Here is a 16,436-nt window from a genome sequence, read left to right on the forward strand (position 1 = left end):
GTATCAGAATTTTCTGAATTAGGAGAGTGAGTAAGATGAAATCAGTATTGTTTGATGTTGATGGCGTCTTTCTAAGTGAAGAAAGGTGCTTTGATGTTTCAGCGTTAACTGTATATGAAATATTAATGGGTGACGCGTTTTTAGGTCTTGATCCATCAGTTGATTTTAAGACATTAACTGACGATGATATTCAAGACATAAGAAGTGAAATATTTGATAACGACAAGATTCTAGAAAAGTTGAAATCATTAGGACTTAATTCAAATTGGGATATGCTTTTTGTTGTAACTGCATTACATTTTATTGATGTCTGCAAACAGTTAACAAGTATACAATTAGCAGAAGTTCTAGATGACCAAAAATTTAACCAAACTACATTACAAAGTATTGGTTCTGCTGTTTCTGACGTCACACTAGATTATTCAGCACCACTCGCATTTTTAGATAAAGTGCAACCAGGAAAAGATTTTATTTATCAAGCATTAATAGAACATGCTGCTACTACTTTACATACGTCTAAAACTGCTTTATTTGAATTAAAAAGTGCGTTTTGGACATTAGCACAAGAAGTCTATCAAGAATGGTATCTCGGTTATAAGTTATTTGCTGAAGTTGAACAAAAAACTAATCGTACGGACTACAAGCAAGGGTATATTTATAATGAAGTCGTTTTACGCCCTCTCGATGAGATTAAAACATTATTAGAGGATTTAAAAACGGCGGGCTATCAAATTGCAATTGCTACAGGACGTCCACGCACTGAAACTATCGTTCCCTTTGAAACAATTCACATAAAGGAATTATTTGATGATGAACATATTGTAACTGCGAGTGAAGTACTAATCGCAGAAGATTTATATCCAGAATTAAAACCATTAGGTAAACCCAATCCATTTAGTTATTTAGCAACACTAGAAGGTAACGATCAATCTAAATATCAACATTATGCTTCTAATCAAGAGAATCGCGTAAATAAAGATGATGTTTATATAGTAGGGGATTCCTTGGCAGATTTACTGAGTGCTAAAAAAATTGGCGCGACATTTATTGGGCCACTTACAGGGTTGAAAGGCCAAAATGCACGTGAAGAGTTAGAAGCTTATGAAGCGGATTATATTATTAACCATGTAGGTGAAGTTAGAAATATTTTATTATAAAGTGTAAATATAAGTACGAACTTTATAGTGATAGTGTGAATATAAACTCAAGAAAAATGACCCTTCATTAATTATATGAAGGGTCTTATTTTACTTTCAAAAGTATACTGATTTTGTAATGTGCTGTCGCCCAGGGGAATAGTAAATGTAAGGGTCTACAGTCTGGAACTATACATCAGACAAGTATGCAAAGTCTAAATCTTTAGCATTCAAATATAAAGAGGACCAATCCAGATTAAGGATTAGTCCTCTTATTTTGAGAATGCGTATTTATGTCACAGTCTTTTTAGTGGAATAACTTATTTAAATAGTTTTTTGATTACCGAAATATAATGATTAAATAGAATAATTAGTGCTGTGTTGCAAATCTAATTGTACATTACGGATTAAATTAAATCCTTCAATTTGGTATAAATCATTAATTATTTCTTCATTGACTGGATGGTCTACTGATAAAATCATTAAAGCATTTCCACCTTGGTTTGTACGGCCTAAATGCATTGAAGCAATATTTATGCCATATTCACCTAGAATTTGACCAGTTTTACCGACAATACCTGGACGGTCTGTGTGATTAACAATTAATTGATTTTTTTCAGGTTTAAAGTCGACAGGATAGTCGTTAATTCTAACTATGCGTGGGCCATAACCATTTAACACTGTGGCACCAATTTTTATTTGAGTATCATTATTAGTTAAAGTTAATTCTATATAGTTACTAAAGCCATGACGTTTGGTATTTTTTTCTATATTATATGAGACACCTTGTTCATTTAATAAAACAAGAGCATTGATTAAGTTAACACGTTCTGCTAAGTCTTGACTTAATACTGAACTTACTAAAGTACGCGTGATTAAACTAGTATCATCTAAAGCTATATCACCTTCATATTTAATGTGTAATTCACGTGGAGCTTTATCTAATAATTGAATACCAACTTCTCCAGTTAATTTACTTAATTCAATAAATGGTTTTACTTCTTCATGTGTTTCATCAAATGTCATGCGTGGTGCATTTACAGCATGTAAGACATTACCATTTTCAAAAATATCAATAATTTCATTAGCTACTGATACTGCAACTTTTTCTTGCGCTTCGACTGTTGAAGCACCTAAATGAGGTGTAACAATAACTTTATCATGATTTGCGAAAGGTGACTCTGTAGCAGGTTCTGTTTCAAATACGTCTAGTGCTGCACTTTGAATTTGATCATTATTTAGTGCATCTAATAAAGCTGCTTCATCAATGATACCACCACGAGCAACATTGATAATTTGTAAATTCGGCTTAGCTTTATCAAAGAATGCTTTACCAACGATACCTTTTGTTTTAGGCGTAAGTGGAGTATGCACCGTAACAAAATCGGCTTGTTCGGCTATTTCATCAACAGAAGCACGCGTAACTTCTAACTCTTTAGCTTTTTCTTCAGATAAGTATGGATCAAAAGCTAAAATTTTCATACCAAAGCTTTGAGCACGTTTGGCCACACCTATTCCTATTCTACCAGCACCTATAACACCTAAAGTTTTTGTGTATAATTCTGTACCGCGATACGCTTTACGATCCCATTTACCTTCTTGCAATGATTTATGAGCTTGAGGGATATTTCTAGCCATTGATAAAATCATTGCCATGGAATGTTCAGTAGCTGAGATAGTATTACCATCAGGAGCATTGATTACAATAATCCCATTTTTTGTTGCAGCATCAATATCTATGTTATCTACACCGACACCTGCACGTGCAATAACTTTTAAATTTTTGGCAGCTTCAATTACTTGTGCATTGACTTGAGTCTGACTACGTACAATTAAAGCTTCATAATTTCCAATTTCATCTATTAACTGTGCTTCAGTTAAATCTGTTGCAGTAGTTAAATCAAAATTAGAGTGTTCATGTAAACTAGCTAAACCTTCTGGTGAGATTGGATCAGATACTAAAATTTTATACATATGCTTTTACTACCTCCATATATTGTGTTAATGCTTTACCAATTAATGATGTATTTCTATATTCAGAAATGATAATTTCTAATGCAGAGACAACTTGTAAAATATCGAAAGGTGAAATTTTACCCATGTGACCGATACGTAATATTTGTCCTTTTAAATGGCCTTGTCCGCCTGCAATAGTAATTGAGAAACGAGATTTCAATTCATTTTTAATATATGCTAATTCATCTTTGCCTTGTGGTACAAAAGCTGTGACAGTAGGGGAAGCATATTGATCTTCTACTAGTAAGTCTAAATCTAATGCCTTAAGCGCACTTCTTAAACCGTCTCTAATGCCATAATGACGAGCAATTACATTATCAAAGCCTTCTTGTTCAACAAGTTGTGCATATGCGTTAACGCCTCTGAATAATGCAACATTAGGTGTGAAAGGTGTGGAGTTGTCGGCCAAAGAATTCAAATACTTATTAAAGTCTAAATAAAATCTAGGTGTTGTCACTTCACTGAATCGTTGTTTTGCTCTGTTATTATATGCAACAAATGCTAGTCCCGGAGGTAACATTATGGCTTTTTGACTACCTGATATTAAGACGTCGATATTGTCACGAGCAATATTAGCATCAACAGCACCAATACAACTGACACCATCAACAATGTAATAAATGTTCTCGTCAAATGATTTAAGTGCTGCGCCCAGTTCACGGACTGGATGTAATACCGCGGTAGATGTTTCACAGTATTGACAATAAACAGCAGTAATATCGACGTTTAGTTCTGTTATGAAATCGATGAATGCAGGAACATCAACAGCTTGTCCCCATTCAACATCAAAGATATGTACGTTTTGGTAATATGTTTCGGCAATTTGTTTAAAGCGGTTGCCAAATGCACCAGAAACAATAATAACGATGTGATCATCAGGATTAGCAATATTTAACATACTTGCCTCTAATGAACTCGTTCCGCTTGATGTTAAAATCATCACTTCGTTCTCTGTGCCAAAAACAGGTTTGATTGCTTGAAATGCTTCTTGTGCAATTGCTTCGAAATCGCTTGATCGGTGACCGACCATTGGTTCTTGTGTTGCATGTAGTATTTCATCAGGTACAGGTGTAGGACCTGGTGTTAGTAACAATGGATGATATTGTTTCATTTCAAATTCCCCCAATACTCAAGATTTTTCAAGTTTAGCAAATTTTCAGACAATATAAAAGTGCAAAAGTGAACATTAATAGAAAAGAACCCCTAAAAAAGAGGCTTTGAAAGGGGTTACATTGTGATGGTTTACACGTTTGTGAAATTAAAAATATTTTTTTATTTTATTTGACGGAACATTCTATTTTCACAGCAACGTTCCCTCGTATTGAGTTTGAAATCATACAATTATTGTCTGCAATCTTTAGTAATTTCGATAATTTGTTGTTCAACATTTCTTTTTCTGAATCATCAATATCAATAATAGGATAATGTGTAATTGTATCCATTTTGAATTTTCCTTGATCGAAAATGGCAGTGCCTATTGATTCTTGAGTTATGGCGATTTGATGAAAACCGGAACGTTCTAATACAGCAGCCAAAGAAATGATATAACAAGATGAAGCTGCAGAAACTAGTAATTCGTCAGGATTAGTACCTGTACCATTACCACCTAATCCAGCTGGAATAGAGATAGGGGCATTGATGACATCTCCCTCAGTATTACCAACTGATTCTCTTCCGCCTTCCCAAGTAGTAGTGACTTTAAAATCATGTTTAACCATATTGATGTTACCTCCATAAAAGATATGATATTTTTAGTGTAGGCGATAAATGAATAGAAAGAAAGAGGAGTGACTTGAAACATGGGTTCTAATGAATGTTTAGTAATTGCCCATCGTGGTTTGGCGGCAACTTATCCTGAAAACACTTTAAAAGGCATTGAAGCAGCGTTGCAATTAAATATCGATTTTTTAGAAATAGATGTACATAAAACGAAAGACAATGAGTTGGTTGTGATCCATGATGATACAATTGATCGTACTTCTAATGGTAGTGGTCGAATACAAGATTATACATTAGCGGAATTAAAAAAGTATGATTTTGGAAGTTGGAAAGGTGAGGAATTTGCAGGTTTAACTATTCCAACGTTGACGGAAGTTTTAGATATGGTTGTGCAATATAATCAAAAGTTACTTATTGAAGTGAAAAAGCCTAAACAATATCCCGGCATAGAGGATTTGTTAATATCAATGTTAACAGAACACAAAATAGCTACAGAAGATGTAGTAATTCAGTCTTTCGATAAAAAAAGTATGAAGTATATTGCCTCACTTACAATAGGACATCAATTAGGTGTGTTGTTAAGCAGAAAAAGATACTGGTATCAAAAACCTGACTTCAAGGCACTGGCCGAATATGCTACTTTTGCAAACCCAGACTTTAAGTTGGCAACTGCAGAATTTGTGCAACAAGCACAAGCACATAAGCTTTTAGTTGCTCCATACACTGTGAATGACTTAACAACTAAAGACCAACTATTAACTGCAGGTGTTGACGGTATTATTTCTGACGCACCAAATATGCTATTCAATATCGAGTAATTTGATATTGAATAGCATATTTTTGTGATATTAATGTTAGTTACATCATTATTATTCTAGTGTAACCAATTTCGTTTAAGTAACCCCATAACGTAACAGTCACTATATTGACCGCGAGTATAAAAATGTTCTTTTAAAGTACCTTCAATTTCAAAATTTTGACTGCTATAGATATGTACCGCTTTATCATTGGTAGTATCAACGAATAAATATATTTTGTTTAAGTTTAATACTAAAAATGCATAATCAATAGCCATCTTAAACGCGGATTTTGCATAACCTTTACCATTGTATTGTGGATCTACTATGATTTGAATCTCGCATGTACGATGTATAAAGTTAATTTCTACAAGTTCGACAACCCCGATGCGTTTAGAATCTTCTTCGATAATGAAACGACGTTCGGATTCATCTAAAATATGTTTTTGATACAAAGATTGTAATTCACTTAAAGATTGATAGGGTTCTTCAAACCAATAAGACATAATAGAATATTCATTGTTTAAATGATGGACAAATTTTAAATCAGTAGCTTCTAATGCTCGGATAATCATTTTCCCACTCCTTTCCTATATTTTATATAAAATTGGAAATAAAGTAAAAAAAACCAAGAAGTCTACTAAGAGATCTTCTTGGTTTAGTAACAATAAAGCTATTATCTTGAGTAGTACTCAACGATAAGTTGTTCATTGATTTCAGCTGGTAATTCACTACGCTCAGGGATACGAACAAATTTACCTTGTAAGTTATCAGCGTCGAATTCTAAATAATCTGGTACGAAGTTATTAATTTCTACAGATTCAGCGATAATATCTAATTTTTGAGATTTTTCACGAATTGAAATTTCTTGACCAGGTTTTAAAGTGTATGAAGGGATGTCAACACGTTTGCCATCTACTTCAACGTGACCGTGGTTAACTAATTGACGTGCTTGACGACGAGTACGAGCTAAACCTAAGCTATAAACAACAGCATCTAAACGAGCTGCTAATAATTGCATGAAGTTTTCACCGTGTACACCGTGTTGGTTACCAGCAATTTCGAAAGTATTACGGAATTGTCTTTCAGTCATGCCATATAAGTAACGTAATTTTTGTTTCTCACGTAATTGTAAACCATATTCTGATAATTTTTTACGTTGGTTAGGACCATGTTGTCCTGGTGCGTAAGGACGTTTTTCTAATTCTTTACCAGTACCACTTAAAGAGATACCTAAACGACGAGATTTTTTCCAGTTTGAACCTCTGAATCGAGCCATAATAAGACTCCTCCTTTTTCTTTTTTGTAGTTATGAAAAAACAAAAAAGAGTGTTACATGCTTATTTGGATATATTATTTTATGTGTCTTCACCTCATAGCGCTGGTTACGCGACACGTCCTCGTTGGGAATAACATAGAGCCAACTAATATGTAACTGCTACTTTCGTTTATTCACACAAAGTTCATTGTAACATCATATTACGAAGTGTCAATACTTTCTTCTCAGAAATTGAAAGTAATTGATTAGTTTAGTTGTTCTTCTATAATTTTAACCATTTCTTCAAGTCCGATTTTATCATCAGCAGTAAAACGATTATGAATTGGTGCATCTATATCAAGCACACCAATAACTTTCCCGTTTTGATGTATAGGTACAACGATTTCAGATTTACTGTTTGCATCACAGGCAATATGACCTGGGAAGGCATTTACATCTGCTACTACTTGTGTTTGATTTTCAGCAACGGCTGTACCACAAACACCACTTCCAACCGCTATATGTACACATGCCGGATGGCCTTGAAATGGTCCTAAAATCAATTCACCTTGCTCCATTAAGTAAAAACCTACCCAATTGACTTGATCTAAATTATCATTGATTAATGCAGAGGCATTGCTTAAGATAGCAATTAAGTTATGCTCATCTTCAATTAACGATTTAAGTTGTTTTTGAGCCATATTGTAATTTGTTTGTTTTATTTCTACCATATTTTATAAACCTCGCTTCAAATATTGTGAATAATATAATGACAAATGGTATAGTAAGTAATTAAAAGATTCAAGTGCTTGAACTTGGAATAATGTGTTTTTTGGTAGGTAAGTTGAAAAATGTAAAATTAATCTGCAAATTTAACTGATTTCTATTTTAATGTCAAACCAAATTACGTTATAATTGAAATGATAAAATAGGAGGAGAAAATATATGGCACTATATATTATTTTAGCAATTATTGTCATTATACTGATAATAATCGGTGTATTATTCTATATGCGTTCAAATAAAAGCCACATCATTGAAAAAGCTGAAGAACGAAAATTAAAAGTAGAGCAATTACCTTATAATGAGAGTTTATCAAAACTATCAGATTTAAAATTAACAGGTGAAACAAAAAGTACATATGACGACTTAAAGGCATCATCACAACAAAGTAATAACCAATACCTCGCACCAGTAGATGAGAAAATTCATAATGCTGAAGGCTTACTTGGCAAATTTAAATTTGCTCAAGCTCAATCAGAAATTGATGAGGCACATGAGTTAATGGATCAATATGAGCAAAATTATGAAAAAACTAATACGCAAGTAGATGAAATTGTAAACATACATAAGAAAAGTGATAAATTGTATGAAGAATGCAAGAATGATTATCGTGAAATGAATCGAGATGTACTTGCGAATAGACATCAATTTGGCGAGGCTGCAACACCTTTAGAAAATGAAATCGAGTCGTTTGAACCTGAAATGCAAACGTATGAGACGATGAAAGAAGAAGGTAATTATAACCAAGCATATCAACATATCAATACATTACATGAAGATATGAACTTCTTGAAAAAGGATATGTCAGAAATTCCTGATTTAATTCGTGAAGCACAAAAAGAATTACCGGGACAATTCCAAGATTTGAAATATGGTTGTAGAGATTTAAAAGTTGAAGGTTATGATTTAGATCATGTTAAAATCGATAGTTCTTTACAAACGTTGAAAACGGAATTAAGTTTTGTTGAGCCAATGATTAGTCGTTTAGAGCTAGATGAAGCTAATGAAAAATTAATCAGTATTAACGATCGTTTAGATGAAATGTATGATTTGATTGAACATGAAGTGAAAGCAAAAAATACAGTTGAAGAAACAAAAGAAACGATTACTGATAATTTATTCAGAGCGAAAGATATGAACTATACGATTCAAACTGAAATTGATTATGTGCGTGAAAACTACTATATCAATGAAAGTGATGTTCAAAACATAAGACAATTTGAAAATGAAATCCAAAATTTAATTACAGTATATGATGATATTTTACGTGAAACTTCAAAATCAGCAGTTCGATATAGTGAAGTTGAAGACAATTTGAAATATATTGAAGAACACGTAACTGTTATTAATGACAAACAAGAGAAACTACAAAATCATTTAATTCAACTACGAGAAGATGAAGCGGAAGCAGAAGATAATATCCTTCGTATACAAAGCAAAAAAGAAGAAGTTTATAGAAAATTATTAGCTTCCAACTTGCCAAGTGTACCAGAACGCTTCATTATTATGAAAAATGAAATTGACAATGAAGTTCGTGAAGTAAATGATAAATTTGAATCACGACCAATTCACGTCAAACACTTGAAAGACAAAGTGTCTAAAGTAGTATTACAAATGAACAAATTTGAAGATGAAGCTACTGATGTGCTCGTAAACGCAGTATATGCAGAAAGACTTATTCAATATGGTAATCGTTATAGAAAAGATTATTCTAACGTTGATAAAAGCTTAAATGAAGCAGAACGTTTATTTAAAAACAATAGATATAAACGCTCAATCGAAATTGCTGAGCAAGCACTAGAAAGTGTTGAGCCGGGAATTACACAACAAATTGAAGATAATGTTACTAAAGAAAGTGTTTAATCGTTAGTTAAACATTAGCTAACAATTTAGTTGTAAAACCGCCAAAAAATATGCTATTTGATATTGTATAGAACTAAGGTGAGAGTGAGATATGACCTCAAATTAAAATTATTTGAGGTCATTCTTACTCTCATCTTTCATTTTTGTCAAAAAATAGTATAATGCTTTAGTAGATTATAATACGAAATGCACTATTAATAATTAAGTCATTGATATATCTAACATGTATATGAAATATGAAGGAAACTAAAGGAGTGTCAAAATGATTTACCTAGATAACGCGGCGACTACTAAACCTAACCAAGATGTGTTAGATACATTTGTGAAGGTGAATCAAAGCTTATATTTTAACCCTAATAGTCCTCATAAAGCAGGATTACAAGCAGAACAACTATTACAACAAACGAAACGTGAAATAAAGGAGTTATTGCAGTTAAATAATGCTTTTGAAGTGTTGTTTACTAGTGGTGCGACAGAATCAAATAATATTGCATTACAAGGTATTGCACGTAAGAAAAAAGCGTTTGCTCCAGAAATTATTACCTCAGTACTTGAACATCCATCAGTATTAGAAGTTGTCAGAGCTTTAGCAGACGAAGGTTTTTGTGTGAAGTATGTAAACATTACTGCTGAAGGGCAAGTAGATGTAAACCATTTAGCTTCAATGATGTCTGATAGGGTTGGTTTGGTTACATGTATGCACGTAAATAATATCATGGGACAAATACAACCCATCCCAGAAATTGCAGAAATAGTGTCACAGTATCCAAAGGCACATTTTCATGTTGATGCAGTGCAAGCAATTGGTAAAATACCATTATATTTTAATCAAGTAGATAGTATGAGCCTGAGTGGTCATAAATTTAATGGTTTGAAAGGCCAAGGAGTACTATTTGTTAGAAATATACATCAACTCGCTCCAATAATGTATGGTGGCGGACAAGAATTCGGTATTCGTAGTGGTACAGTCAATCTACCAACGAATATTGCCATAGTAAAAGCAATGAAATCAGCTGTATTAAATCAAGCATCGACATTTAATATGCTACAAACATTAAAAACACAATTGATTTCATTTATAGAAGAGTTTCAAGGTGTTTATTTGAATTCTCCGGAAGGTAGTTCTCCTCACATAATTAATATTGCTTTCCCGGGAGTTAAAGGAGAAGTATTGGTTAATGCCTTTTCCAAGTATGATGTTATGCTGTCGACGACGAGTGCATGTTCGTCCAAAAAAGCGAGCTTAAATGAAGTATTATTAGCTATGGGAATAACTGAAAAACGGATTGAAGGTAGTATCCGTCTTTCATTAGGCAGTCATACGACAGTTGAAGATATTGAAGATTTTAAAGCGCAATTTATAAAAGTGTATGAAGAAATTAAGGAGTTGTTAAAATGATATACGATCATATTTTAGTAAGGTATGGTGAGTTAACGTTAAAGGGTGCCAACCGCAAAGTATTTGTAAGTCAATTACGCAGTAATGTGAAACGTGCCTTAATGCCGTTACAGGGTTATAAAGTCAAAGCAAATAGAGATAGAATGTATATTGAATTAGATGACAATGCTGAGATAGAAGAAATTATGGAACGATTGAGCCATGTGTTTGGCATCCATTCAATAAGTCCAGTACTGAAAATAGATAAAACAATAGAAGCTATTAATGCGCAAGCGATTCAATTTGCCCAAAGTTATAATGCCGGTGAAACATTTAAAATTGACGTAAAACGTTCGGATAAACAATTTCCGTATGATACGTATCAATTACAAAAGGAAGTAGGCGGAGCTGTACTTAAAAATAATGAACAGGTTGTAGTAAATGTTAAAAATCCTGATCATGTTATTAAAGTAGAAGTGCGATTAGATGCAGTATATGTTTATGATCGTACAATATATGGTGCAGGTGGTTTGCCAGTTGGAACAGGTGGTAAAACGCTACTTATGTTATCTGGTGGGATTGATTCACCTGTTGCAGGAATGGAAGTTATGCGCCGTGGCGTAACTATCGAAGCTATTCATTTTCATAGTCCACCATTCACGAGTGAAAAAGCAAAAGAAAAAGTTATTGAATTAACGCGTATTTTGTCACAACATGTTGGTCCAATTAAATTGCATATCGTGCCATTTACGGAATTACAAAAACAAGTAAATAAAGTAGTAAATGAACGCTATACAATGACATCAACACGTAGAATGATGATGCAAGTTGGGGATAAATTAGCGCATAAAATTGGAGCGCATGCTATTGTTAATGGTGAAAATCTAGGACAAGTGGCAAGTCAGACGCTAAAAAGTATGTATGCTATCAACCATGTAACTTCTACTCCGATACTAAGACCATTATTAACATTAGATAAAGAAGAAATTGTAACAAAAGCTAAAACAATCGGTACATTTGATATTTCAATTCAACCATTTGAAGATTGCTGTACTATTTTCACACCCAAAAATCCAATTACCGAACCGGATTTAGAAAAAGTTGTGAATTATGAAAGTGCATATGATTTCACTGATATGATAGATCGCGCTGTTGATAATATTGAAACGTTGACAATTACTAAAGATTATCAAAGTGAAAAAGATAAAGCTACGAGTGAATTAGCAGATGAATTGTTTTAAATAATACACTGAAATACGACTAGATATAAAGGGGTTAAAACAATGGTGGAATGGGATATATCACTTATACTGATAATTATTTTATTAGGATTTTTAGCGGCATTTATTGACGCAGTAGTTGGGGGAGGAGGTTTAATATCAATTCCAGCTTTATTAGCAATTGGTATGCCTCCAGCTGTTGCTTTAGGAACGAATAAATTAGCGAGTGTTTTTGGTTCAGCAACAAGTGCTTTTAGATTTTTGCGTTCAGGTAAAGTAGATTTGGCAGTAGTTGCAAAGCTATTTCCATTTGTTTTTATCTTTTCGATTATTGGCGCTAGCCTCGCTACATTTTTGCCTGCTGAATTATTGAAGCCTATTGTGATTGTAGTTTTAACAATAGTTATGATTTATACTTTGATAAAAAAAGATTGGGGTAGTATACGCACGTATAGTAAATTAACAGTGCCGAAAGCGATTATATTTACAGCCTTTATGAGTTTAATCGGTTTTTATGATGGCTTTTTAGGTGGCGGAACTGGCTCGTTTATGCTATTTGTATTATTGATGTTTGGTTTTGATTTTTTAAGCGCAGCTGGCAATGCTAAAGTATTAAATTTTGGTTCTAATTTAGGTGCGTTAGTATTATTTATTAGCTTAGGTCATGTAGATTATTTTTATGGTTTTATCATGGCAGCTAGTATGATTGTTGGTTCTTATATTGGTGCTATGTTTGCGATTAAAAAAGGTGTTGGGTATGTTAAGGTGTTATTTGTTAGTGTCACTGCTATTTTAATTGTGAAAAGTGCTTATGACTATTTTCAAAATATTTTATAACAATCAAGTAATATAGAGGTTGTAGTATAAATTTACATTATTCTATCTGGCAAATACTGTAAATTTAACACTACCTCTATTTTTTGTGTTTTATTTATTATAGTATTGATAACAAGAAAGTATTTATAGCAATAAATTTTAAATGGAATGGAGTGTGGAAGATGTCCAAAAAAAGAATAGTTGCGATAATTTTAGCAGCAGTTATCGTTATAGGCGGTATTGTGATGAGCTCAATAGCAGCTGTAGTTGGATCATTTGTATCTGATTCAGCAGACATGAACTTAATGTCTGAAGAAGTAGAATCAGAAGGTGATAGTGCTAAACGTATTGCTCATTTAACATTGAATGGTCAAATTATGGAAGGTTCAGGTGGTGGCCTGTTTTCTGGTGAAGAGGGCTATAATCATGATTTGTTTTTAAAAGAGCTAGATTCAGTAAAAGAGGATAATACGGTTAAAGGTGTATTATTAACTGTGAATACACCGGGTGGTGGCACATATCCTAGTGATGAAATTTATAAAAAAATTCAACAACTAAAGCAAAGTGGTAAAAAGGTATACGTACATATGGAAAGTATGGCTGCTTCAGGGGGCTACTATATCTCGGCACCAGCTGACAAAATATATGCTGGACCTCAAACGATGACGGGATCTATAGGTGTTATAATGTCTAATATTGATTATTCTGAGTTACAAGAGAATTTAGGCATTAAAGAAAATGTTATTAAATCAGGTGCACACAAAGATATTATGAGTGGTTCTCGTGAGATGACGGACGAAGAGAAAGATATTATGCAATCCATGTTAGATGATAGTTTCGATCGTTTTGTCAATATAGTAAAAGACGGTAGAAACATGTCAGAGGAGAAAGTCCGTAAACTTGCAGATGGACGTTTATATAGTGCACAACAAGCAGAAAAAAATGGTTTGATTGACGACATAGCGTACGAAGATGAAACGATTAAAGCATTGAAAAAGGATATCAAAGCTAAAGATGCAGAAGTATTTAAATATAATGGACAGTCAGGTGTCTTTGGTTCTTTATATAGTGCTAAGACAGCAGCATCACAATTAAGTAATCAACTCGAAGATGTTAAAGCTATATTTACGAATAATACAGATGCTCGTCCAATGTACTTGTATGAAGGGTAGGTGATAAGTAATGATGAATGACGACTCAAACTACAACAGACAATATAATGAGGATGAAACAACAGCTCGCCCAACTATGAATAATGAAAACAATGACAATACACCAATGACTGATGATTTAGTGCATAAACAAATAATGAAGGTGATATATGCGGGATTTGGCATACGTTTTGTCAGCTTTATAATTGATTTACTTATCTTATTTGGTATTCATAGTTTATTATTAAAACCTATATTTGCCTTTACACAAATTGATAAACAGAAATTATGGATTGATTATTTTAGTGTAGCTCATTTATTGGACGCCTTAATATTTTATTTATACTTTGTATTAATGACGAAATTCTTCAGACAAACGTTGGGTAAAATGATTTGTAATATTCGGGTAGAACGTGATGATAGATTAGCGTTAACATGGAAAGATGTGCTATTTCGTGAATGGATAGGTCGCATCATTAGTGGTACTTTCGGTAACTTACCTTATTTAGTTACCTTGTTCACAGTGAAGCATAAAGGAATACACGATTACTTTGCAGATACTGTTGTTATACGTAATAAATATGCATATTTATATTACAAAAAGTAAATATAGTGATTTTGCTAAGATGTAATATTTTATTTCTAACAGCTAAACCGTTATAATTTCTATGGAAACATATATTTAGGAGGGTCAACAATGACACAAATAACTTTTAAACAAGAGCCAGTGACATTACTAGGCGAACAAGTTAAAGAAGGACAAGAAGCACCAGACTTTACAGTGTTAGATAATTCAACGGCTGAAGTTACATTATCAACATATGAAGGTCAAAAGAAATTAATAAGTGTTGTACCATCAATTGATACTGGCGTGTGCGATCAACAAACACGTAAATTTAATGAAGAAGCAAGTCAAGAAGACGGCGTTGTGTTAACTATCTCAGCAGACTTACCATTTGCACAAAAAAGATGGTGCGCTTCAAATGGTTTAGATAATGTTATTACACTAAGTGACCATAAAGATTTATCATTTGGTAAAAACTATGGTGTTGTTATGGAAGGTTTACGTTTATTAGCACGTTCAGTTTTTGTTTTAGATAAAAATGATAAAGTAATATATACAGAAATAGTATCAGAAGGCACTGATTTCCCAGATTTTGAAAAAGCCTTAGAAGCATATAGAAGTATTTAATTTTAGTAAAATAAATATATTGGTAATGTCATCATACTACAAACAGTATCGTTGACATTGTAAATGAAACTGTTCATAATAATTTGGTGATTTAAGATAAAAATGTATCTTATTGAAAAAAATTATGAACAGTTTTTTTAGAAAGGATTATTATCATGACTCAAGAAAAAACAGTTATGGAACGTTTATTCCAAACGCTAGATGAAAAAGCAAAAGCTTTCAATGAAGAGAATGGGCAAAGTTTTATTGAAAACTTGGGTCTAGCAATGGAGCATGTATATAAAAATGAGCGAGAATTATTAGAGCAAGCGACTTTACAAGATAGAAGAAAAGCATTTCAATTTGCATATTTAAGTCTTTTGCAAAATGAAGAAATTCAAGCAAATCATCAAATTACACCAGATTCAATAGGCTTAATATTAGGTTTTTTAGTGAAACAATTTATGGCCAATCAAACAGAATTGCATATTGCTGATATTGCTAGTGGCGCAGGCCATTTAAGTGCTTCAGTACATGAAGTAATGACTGATGTTACACTCATGCATCACTTAGTAGAAGTTGACCCAGTACTATCAAGAGTGAGCGTACATTTAGCAAACTTTTTAGAGATTCCTTTTGATGTATATCCACAAGATGCCATAATGCCACTAGCATTTGAAGAAGCGGATGTCATAATTGGAGATTTACCAATAGGTTATTATCCTGTTGATGAACGTAGTCATGAAATGAGTTTAGGGTTTGAAGAAGGCCATAGTTATTCTCATCATTTATTAATAGAACAAGCGATTACAGCATTAAAACCATCAGGCTATGCATTTTTAATTGTGCCAAGTAATCTGTTCGAAGGGGATAATGTAAAACAGTTACAAAACTATATTGCTACAGAAACCGAAATGCAAGCATTTTTAAATTTACCCGCAACGTTATTTAAAAATGAAAAAGCTAGAAAATCTATATTAATTGTGCAGAAAAAAGAAGTGAATGTAACAAAACCTGTAGAAGTCTTGCTAGCAAATATTCCTGACTTTAAAAATCCACAGCAATTCCAAGGGTTTTTAGCTGACTTAAATACTTGGATGACAGAGAATCACCCAGAAATTTAAACTG

At 32.9% G+C, this 16,436-nt stretch carries 16 protein-coding genes; 10 read left to right on the forward strand and 6 right to left on the reverse strand.

What is annotated here, in order from left to right; translation table 11 throughout:
• The first annotated feature begins 35 nt into the window (after positions 1-35).
• The gene (locus MUA37_RS05575) at positions 36-1,157 is read left to right on the forward strand and encodes an HAD family hydrolase (RefSeq protein ID WP_262624887.1); all 1,122 of its coding nucleotides are present in this window, start codon (positions 36-38) and stop codon (positions 1,155-1,157) included.
• A 336-nt stretch (positions 1,158-1,493) separates the two neighbouring features.
• Here the strand turns inward: MUA37_RS05575 and serA are convergent, their stop codons facing one another.
• The 3 genes from serA to MUA37_RS05590 all read right to left on the reverse strand — a co-directional run bounded on the left by serA (position 1,494) and on the right by MUA37_RS05590 (position 4,870).
• Positions 1,494-3,110 (reverse strand): phosphoglycerate dehydrogenase, encoded by a 1,617-nt coding sequence (serA, locus tag MUA37_RS05580; RefSeq protein WP_002510216.1) that lies wholly within the window; start codon positions 3,108-3,110, stop codon positions 1,494-1,496.
• Positions 3,103-4,263, reverse strand: a complete 1,161-nt coding sequence (locus MUA37_RS05585) for a pyridoxal-phosphate-dependent aminotransferase family protein (RefSeq protein ID WP_262624888.1) — start codon at positions 4,261-4,263, stop codon at positions 3,103-3,105. Before MUA37_RS05585 ends, serA begins: the two co-directional genes overlap by 8 nt.
• Positions 4,264-4,429: 166 nt before the next feature.
• Positions 4,430-4,870, reverse strand: coding sequence for an SACOL1771 family peroxiredoxin (locus MUA37_RS05590; RefSeq protein ID WP_021459799.1), 441 nt, complete (start codon positions 4,868-4,870; stop codon positions 4,430-4,432).
• 81 nt (positions 4,871-4,951) lie between these two features.
• Here MUA37_RS05590 and MUA37_RS05595 point away from each other — a divergent pair, with 81 nt between their 5' ends.
• Entirely contained in the window at positions 4,952-5,689 is a 738-nt protein-coding gene (locus MUA37_RS05595) for a glycerophosphodiester phosphodiesterase (protein WP_021459798.1), read from the forward strand.
• Positions 5,690-5,745: 56 nt separating this feature from the next.
• Here MUA37_RS05595 and MUA37_RS05600 read toward each other — a convergent pair whose 3' ends face one another.
• The 3 genes from MUA37_RS05600 to MUA37_RS05610 all read right to left on the reverse strand — a co-directional run bounded on the left by MUA37_RS05600 (position 5,746) and on the right by MUA37_RS05610 (position 7,657).
• On the reverse strand, positions 5,746-6,243 hold the full coding sequence (locus MUA37_RS05600) for a GNAT family N-acetyltransferase (protein ID WP_002510220.1): 498 nt from the start codon (positions 6,241-6,243) through the stop codon (positions 5,746-5,748).
• Positions 6,244-6,344: 101 nt separating this feature from the next.
• Positions 6,345-6,947, reverse strand: coding sequence for a 30S ribosomal protein S4 (rpsD, locus tag MUA37_RS05605; RefSeq protein ID WP_002510221.1), 603 nt, complete (start codon positions 6,945-6,947; stop codon positions 6,345-6,347).
• A 245-nt stretch (positions 6,948-7,192) separates the two neighbouring features.
• A complete protein-coding gene (locus MUA37_RS05610; protein WP_002510222.1) occupies positions 7,193-7,657 on the reverse strand; it encodes a GAF domain-containing protein in 465 nt (154 codons plus the stop codon).
• A 214-nt stretch (positions 7,658-7,871) separates the two neighbouring features.
• On the opposite strand from MUA37_RS05610, the gene ezrA reads away from it, so the two are divergent.
• The 8 genes from ezrA (at position 7,872) to MUA37_RS05650 (ending at position 16,432) form a co-directional block, all read left to right on the forward strand.
• The gene (gene ezrA, locus MUA37_RS05615) at positions 7,872-9,572 is read left to right on the forward strand and encodes a septation ring formation regulator EzrA (protein ID WP_262624889.1); all 1,701 of its coding nucleotides are present in this window, start codon (positions 7,872-7,874) and stop codon (positions 9,570-9,572) included.
• 262 nt (positions 9,573-9,834) lie between these two features.
• A complete protein-coding gene (locus tag MUA37_RS05620; RefSeq protein ID WP_107399585.1) occupies positions 9,835-10,971 on the forward strand; it encodes a cysteine desulfurase family protein in 1,137 nt (378 codons plus the stop codon).
• Complete coding sequence (gene thiI / locus MUA37_RS05625; RefSeq protein ID WP_002510225.1) at positions 10,968-12,191, forward strand: tRNA uracil 4-sulfurtransferase ThiI; 1,224 nt, start codon at positions 10,968-10,970, stop codon at positions 12,189-12,191. Before MUA37_RS05620 ends, thiI begins: the two co-directional genes overlap by 4 nt.
• Before the next feature lie 42 nt (positions 12,192-12,233).
• A complete protein-coding gene (locus MUA37_RS05630; protein ID WP_021459795.1) occupies positions 12,234-13,007 on the forward strand; it encodes a sulfite exporter TauE/SafE family protein in 774 nt (257 codons plus the stop codon).
• Between the two features lie 161 nt (positions 13,008-13,168).
• Complete coding sequence (gene sppA / locus MUA37_RS05635) at positions 13,169-14,158, forward strand: signal peptide peptidase SppA (RefSeq protein WP_021459794.1); 990 nt, start codon at positions 13,169-13,171, stop codon at positions 14,156-14,158.
• 13 nt (positions 14,159-14,171) lie between these two features.
• Positions 14,172-14,744 carry an RDD family protein gene (locus MUA37_RS05640; protein WP_002510228.1) on the forward strand — a complete coding sequence of 191 codons (573 nt, stop codon included), beginning with the start codon at positions 14,172-14,174 and terminating at the stop codon, positions 14,742-14,744.
• A gap of 90 nt (positions 14,745-14,834) precedes the next feature.
• Positions 14,835-15,329 (forward strand): thiol peroxidase, encoded by a 495-nt coding sequence (gene tpx, locus MUA37_RS05645; protein WP_002510229.1) that lies wholly within the window; start codon positions 14,835-14,837, stop codon positions 15,327-15,329.
• A 155-nt stretch (positions 15,330-15,484) separates the two neighbouring features.
• A complete protein-coding gene (locus MUA37_RS05650) occupies positions 15,485-16,432 on the forward strand; it encodes a class I SAM-dependent methyltransferase (RefSeq protein ID WP_002510230.1) in 948 nt (315 codons plus the stop codon).
• Positions 16,433-16,436: the final 4 nt, after the last annotated feature.

Origin of the sequence: Staphylococcus arlettae, assembly GCF_025560845.1 — a bacterium.
GTDB classification, from domain to species: Bacteria; Bacillota; Bacilli; order Staphylococcales; family Staphylococcaceae; genus Staphylococcus; species Staphylococcus arlettae.

Excerpts from the sequence above, each read along its gene's own strand:
- MUA37_RS05575 (WP_262624887.1), top strand. The coding sequence starts at position 36 with ATGAAATCAGTATTGTTTGATGTTGATGGCGTCTTTCTAAGTGAAGAA.
- serA (WP_002510216.1), bottom strand. The coding sequence starts at position 3,110 with ATGTATAAAATTTTAGTATCTGATCCAATCTCACCAGAAGGTTTAGCT.
- MUA37_RS05585 (WP_262624888.1), bottom strand. The coding sequence starts at position 4,263 with ATGAAACAATATCATCCATTGTTACTAACACCAGGTCCTACACCTGTA.
- MUA37_RS05590 (WP_021459799.1), bottom strand. The coding sequence starts at position 4,870 with ATGGTTAAACATGATTTTAAAGTCACTACTACTTGGGAAGGCGGAAGA.
- MUA37_RS05595 (WP_021459798.1), top strand. The coding sequence starts at position 4,952 with ATGGGTTCTAATGAATGTTTAGTAATTGCCCATCGTGGTTTGGCGGCA.
- MUA37_RS05600 (WP_002510220.1), bottom strand. The coding sequence starts at position 6,243 with ATGATTATCCGAGCATTAGAAGCTACTGATTTAAAATTTGTCCATCAT.
- rpsD (WP_002510221.1), bottom strand. The coding sequence starts at position 6,947 with ATGGCTCGATTCAGAGGTTCAAACTGGAAAAAATCTCGTCGTTTAGGT.
- MUA37_RS05610 (WP_002510222.1), bottom strand. The coding sequence starts at position 7,657 with ATGGTAGAAATAAAACAAACAAATTACAATATGGCTCAAAAACAACTT.
- ezrA (WP_262624889.1), top strand. The coding sequence starts at position 7,872 with ATGGCACTATATATTATTTTAGCAATTATTGTCATTATACTGATAATA.
- MUA37_RS05620 (WP_107399585.1), top strand. The coding sequence starts at position 9,835 with ATGATTTACCTAGATAACGCGGCGACTACTAAACCTAACCAAGATGTG.
- thiI (WP_002510225.1), top strand. The coding sequence starts at position 10,968 with ATGATATACGATCATATTTTAGTAAGGTATGGTGAGTTAACGTTAAAG.
- MUA37_RS05630 (WP_021459795.1), top strand. The coding sequence starts at position 12,234 with ATGGTGGAATGGGATATATCACTTATACTGATAATTATTTTATTAGGA.
- sppA (WP_021459794.1), top strand. The coding sequence starts at position 13,169 with ATGTCCAAAAAAAGAATAGTTGCGATAATTTTAGCAGCAGTTATCGTT.
- MUA37_RS05640 (WP_002510228.1), top strand. The coding sequence starts at position 14,172 with ATGAATGACGACTCAAACTACAACAGACAATATAATGAGGATGAAACA.
- tpx (WP_002510229.1), top strand. The coding sequence starts at position 14,835 with ATGACACAAATAACTTTTAAACAAGAGCCAGTGACATTACTAGGCGAA.
- MUA37_RS05650 (WP_002510230.1), top strand. The coding sequence starts at position 15,485 with ATGACTCAAGAAAAAACAGTTATGGAACGTTTATTCCAAACGCTAGAT.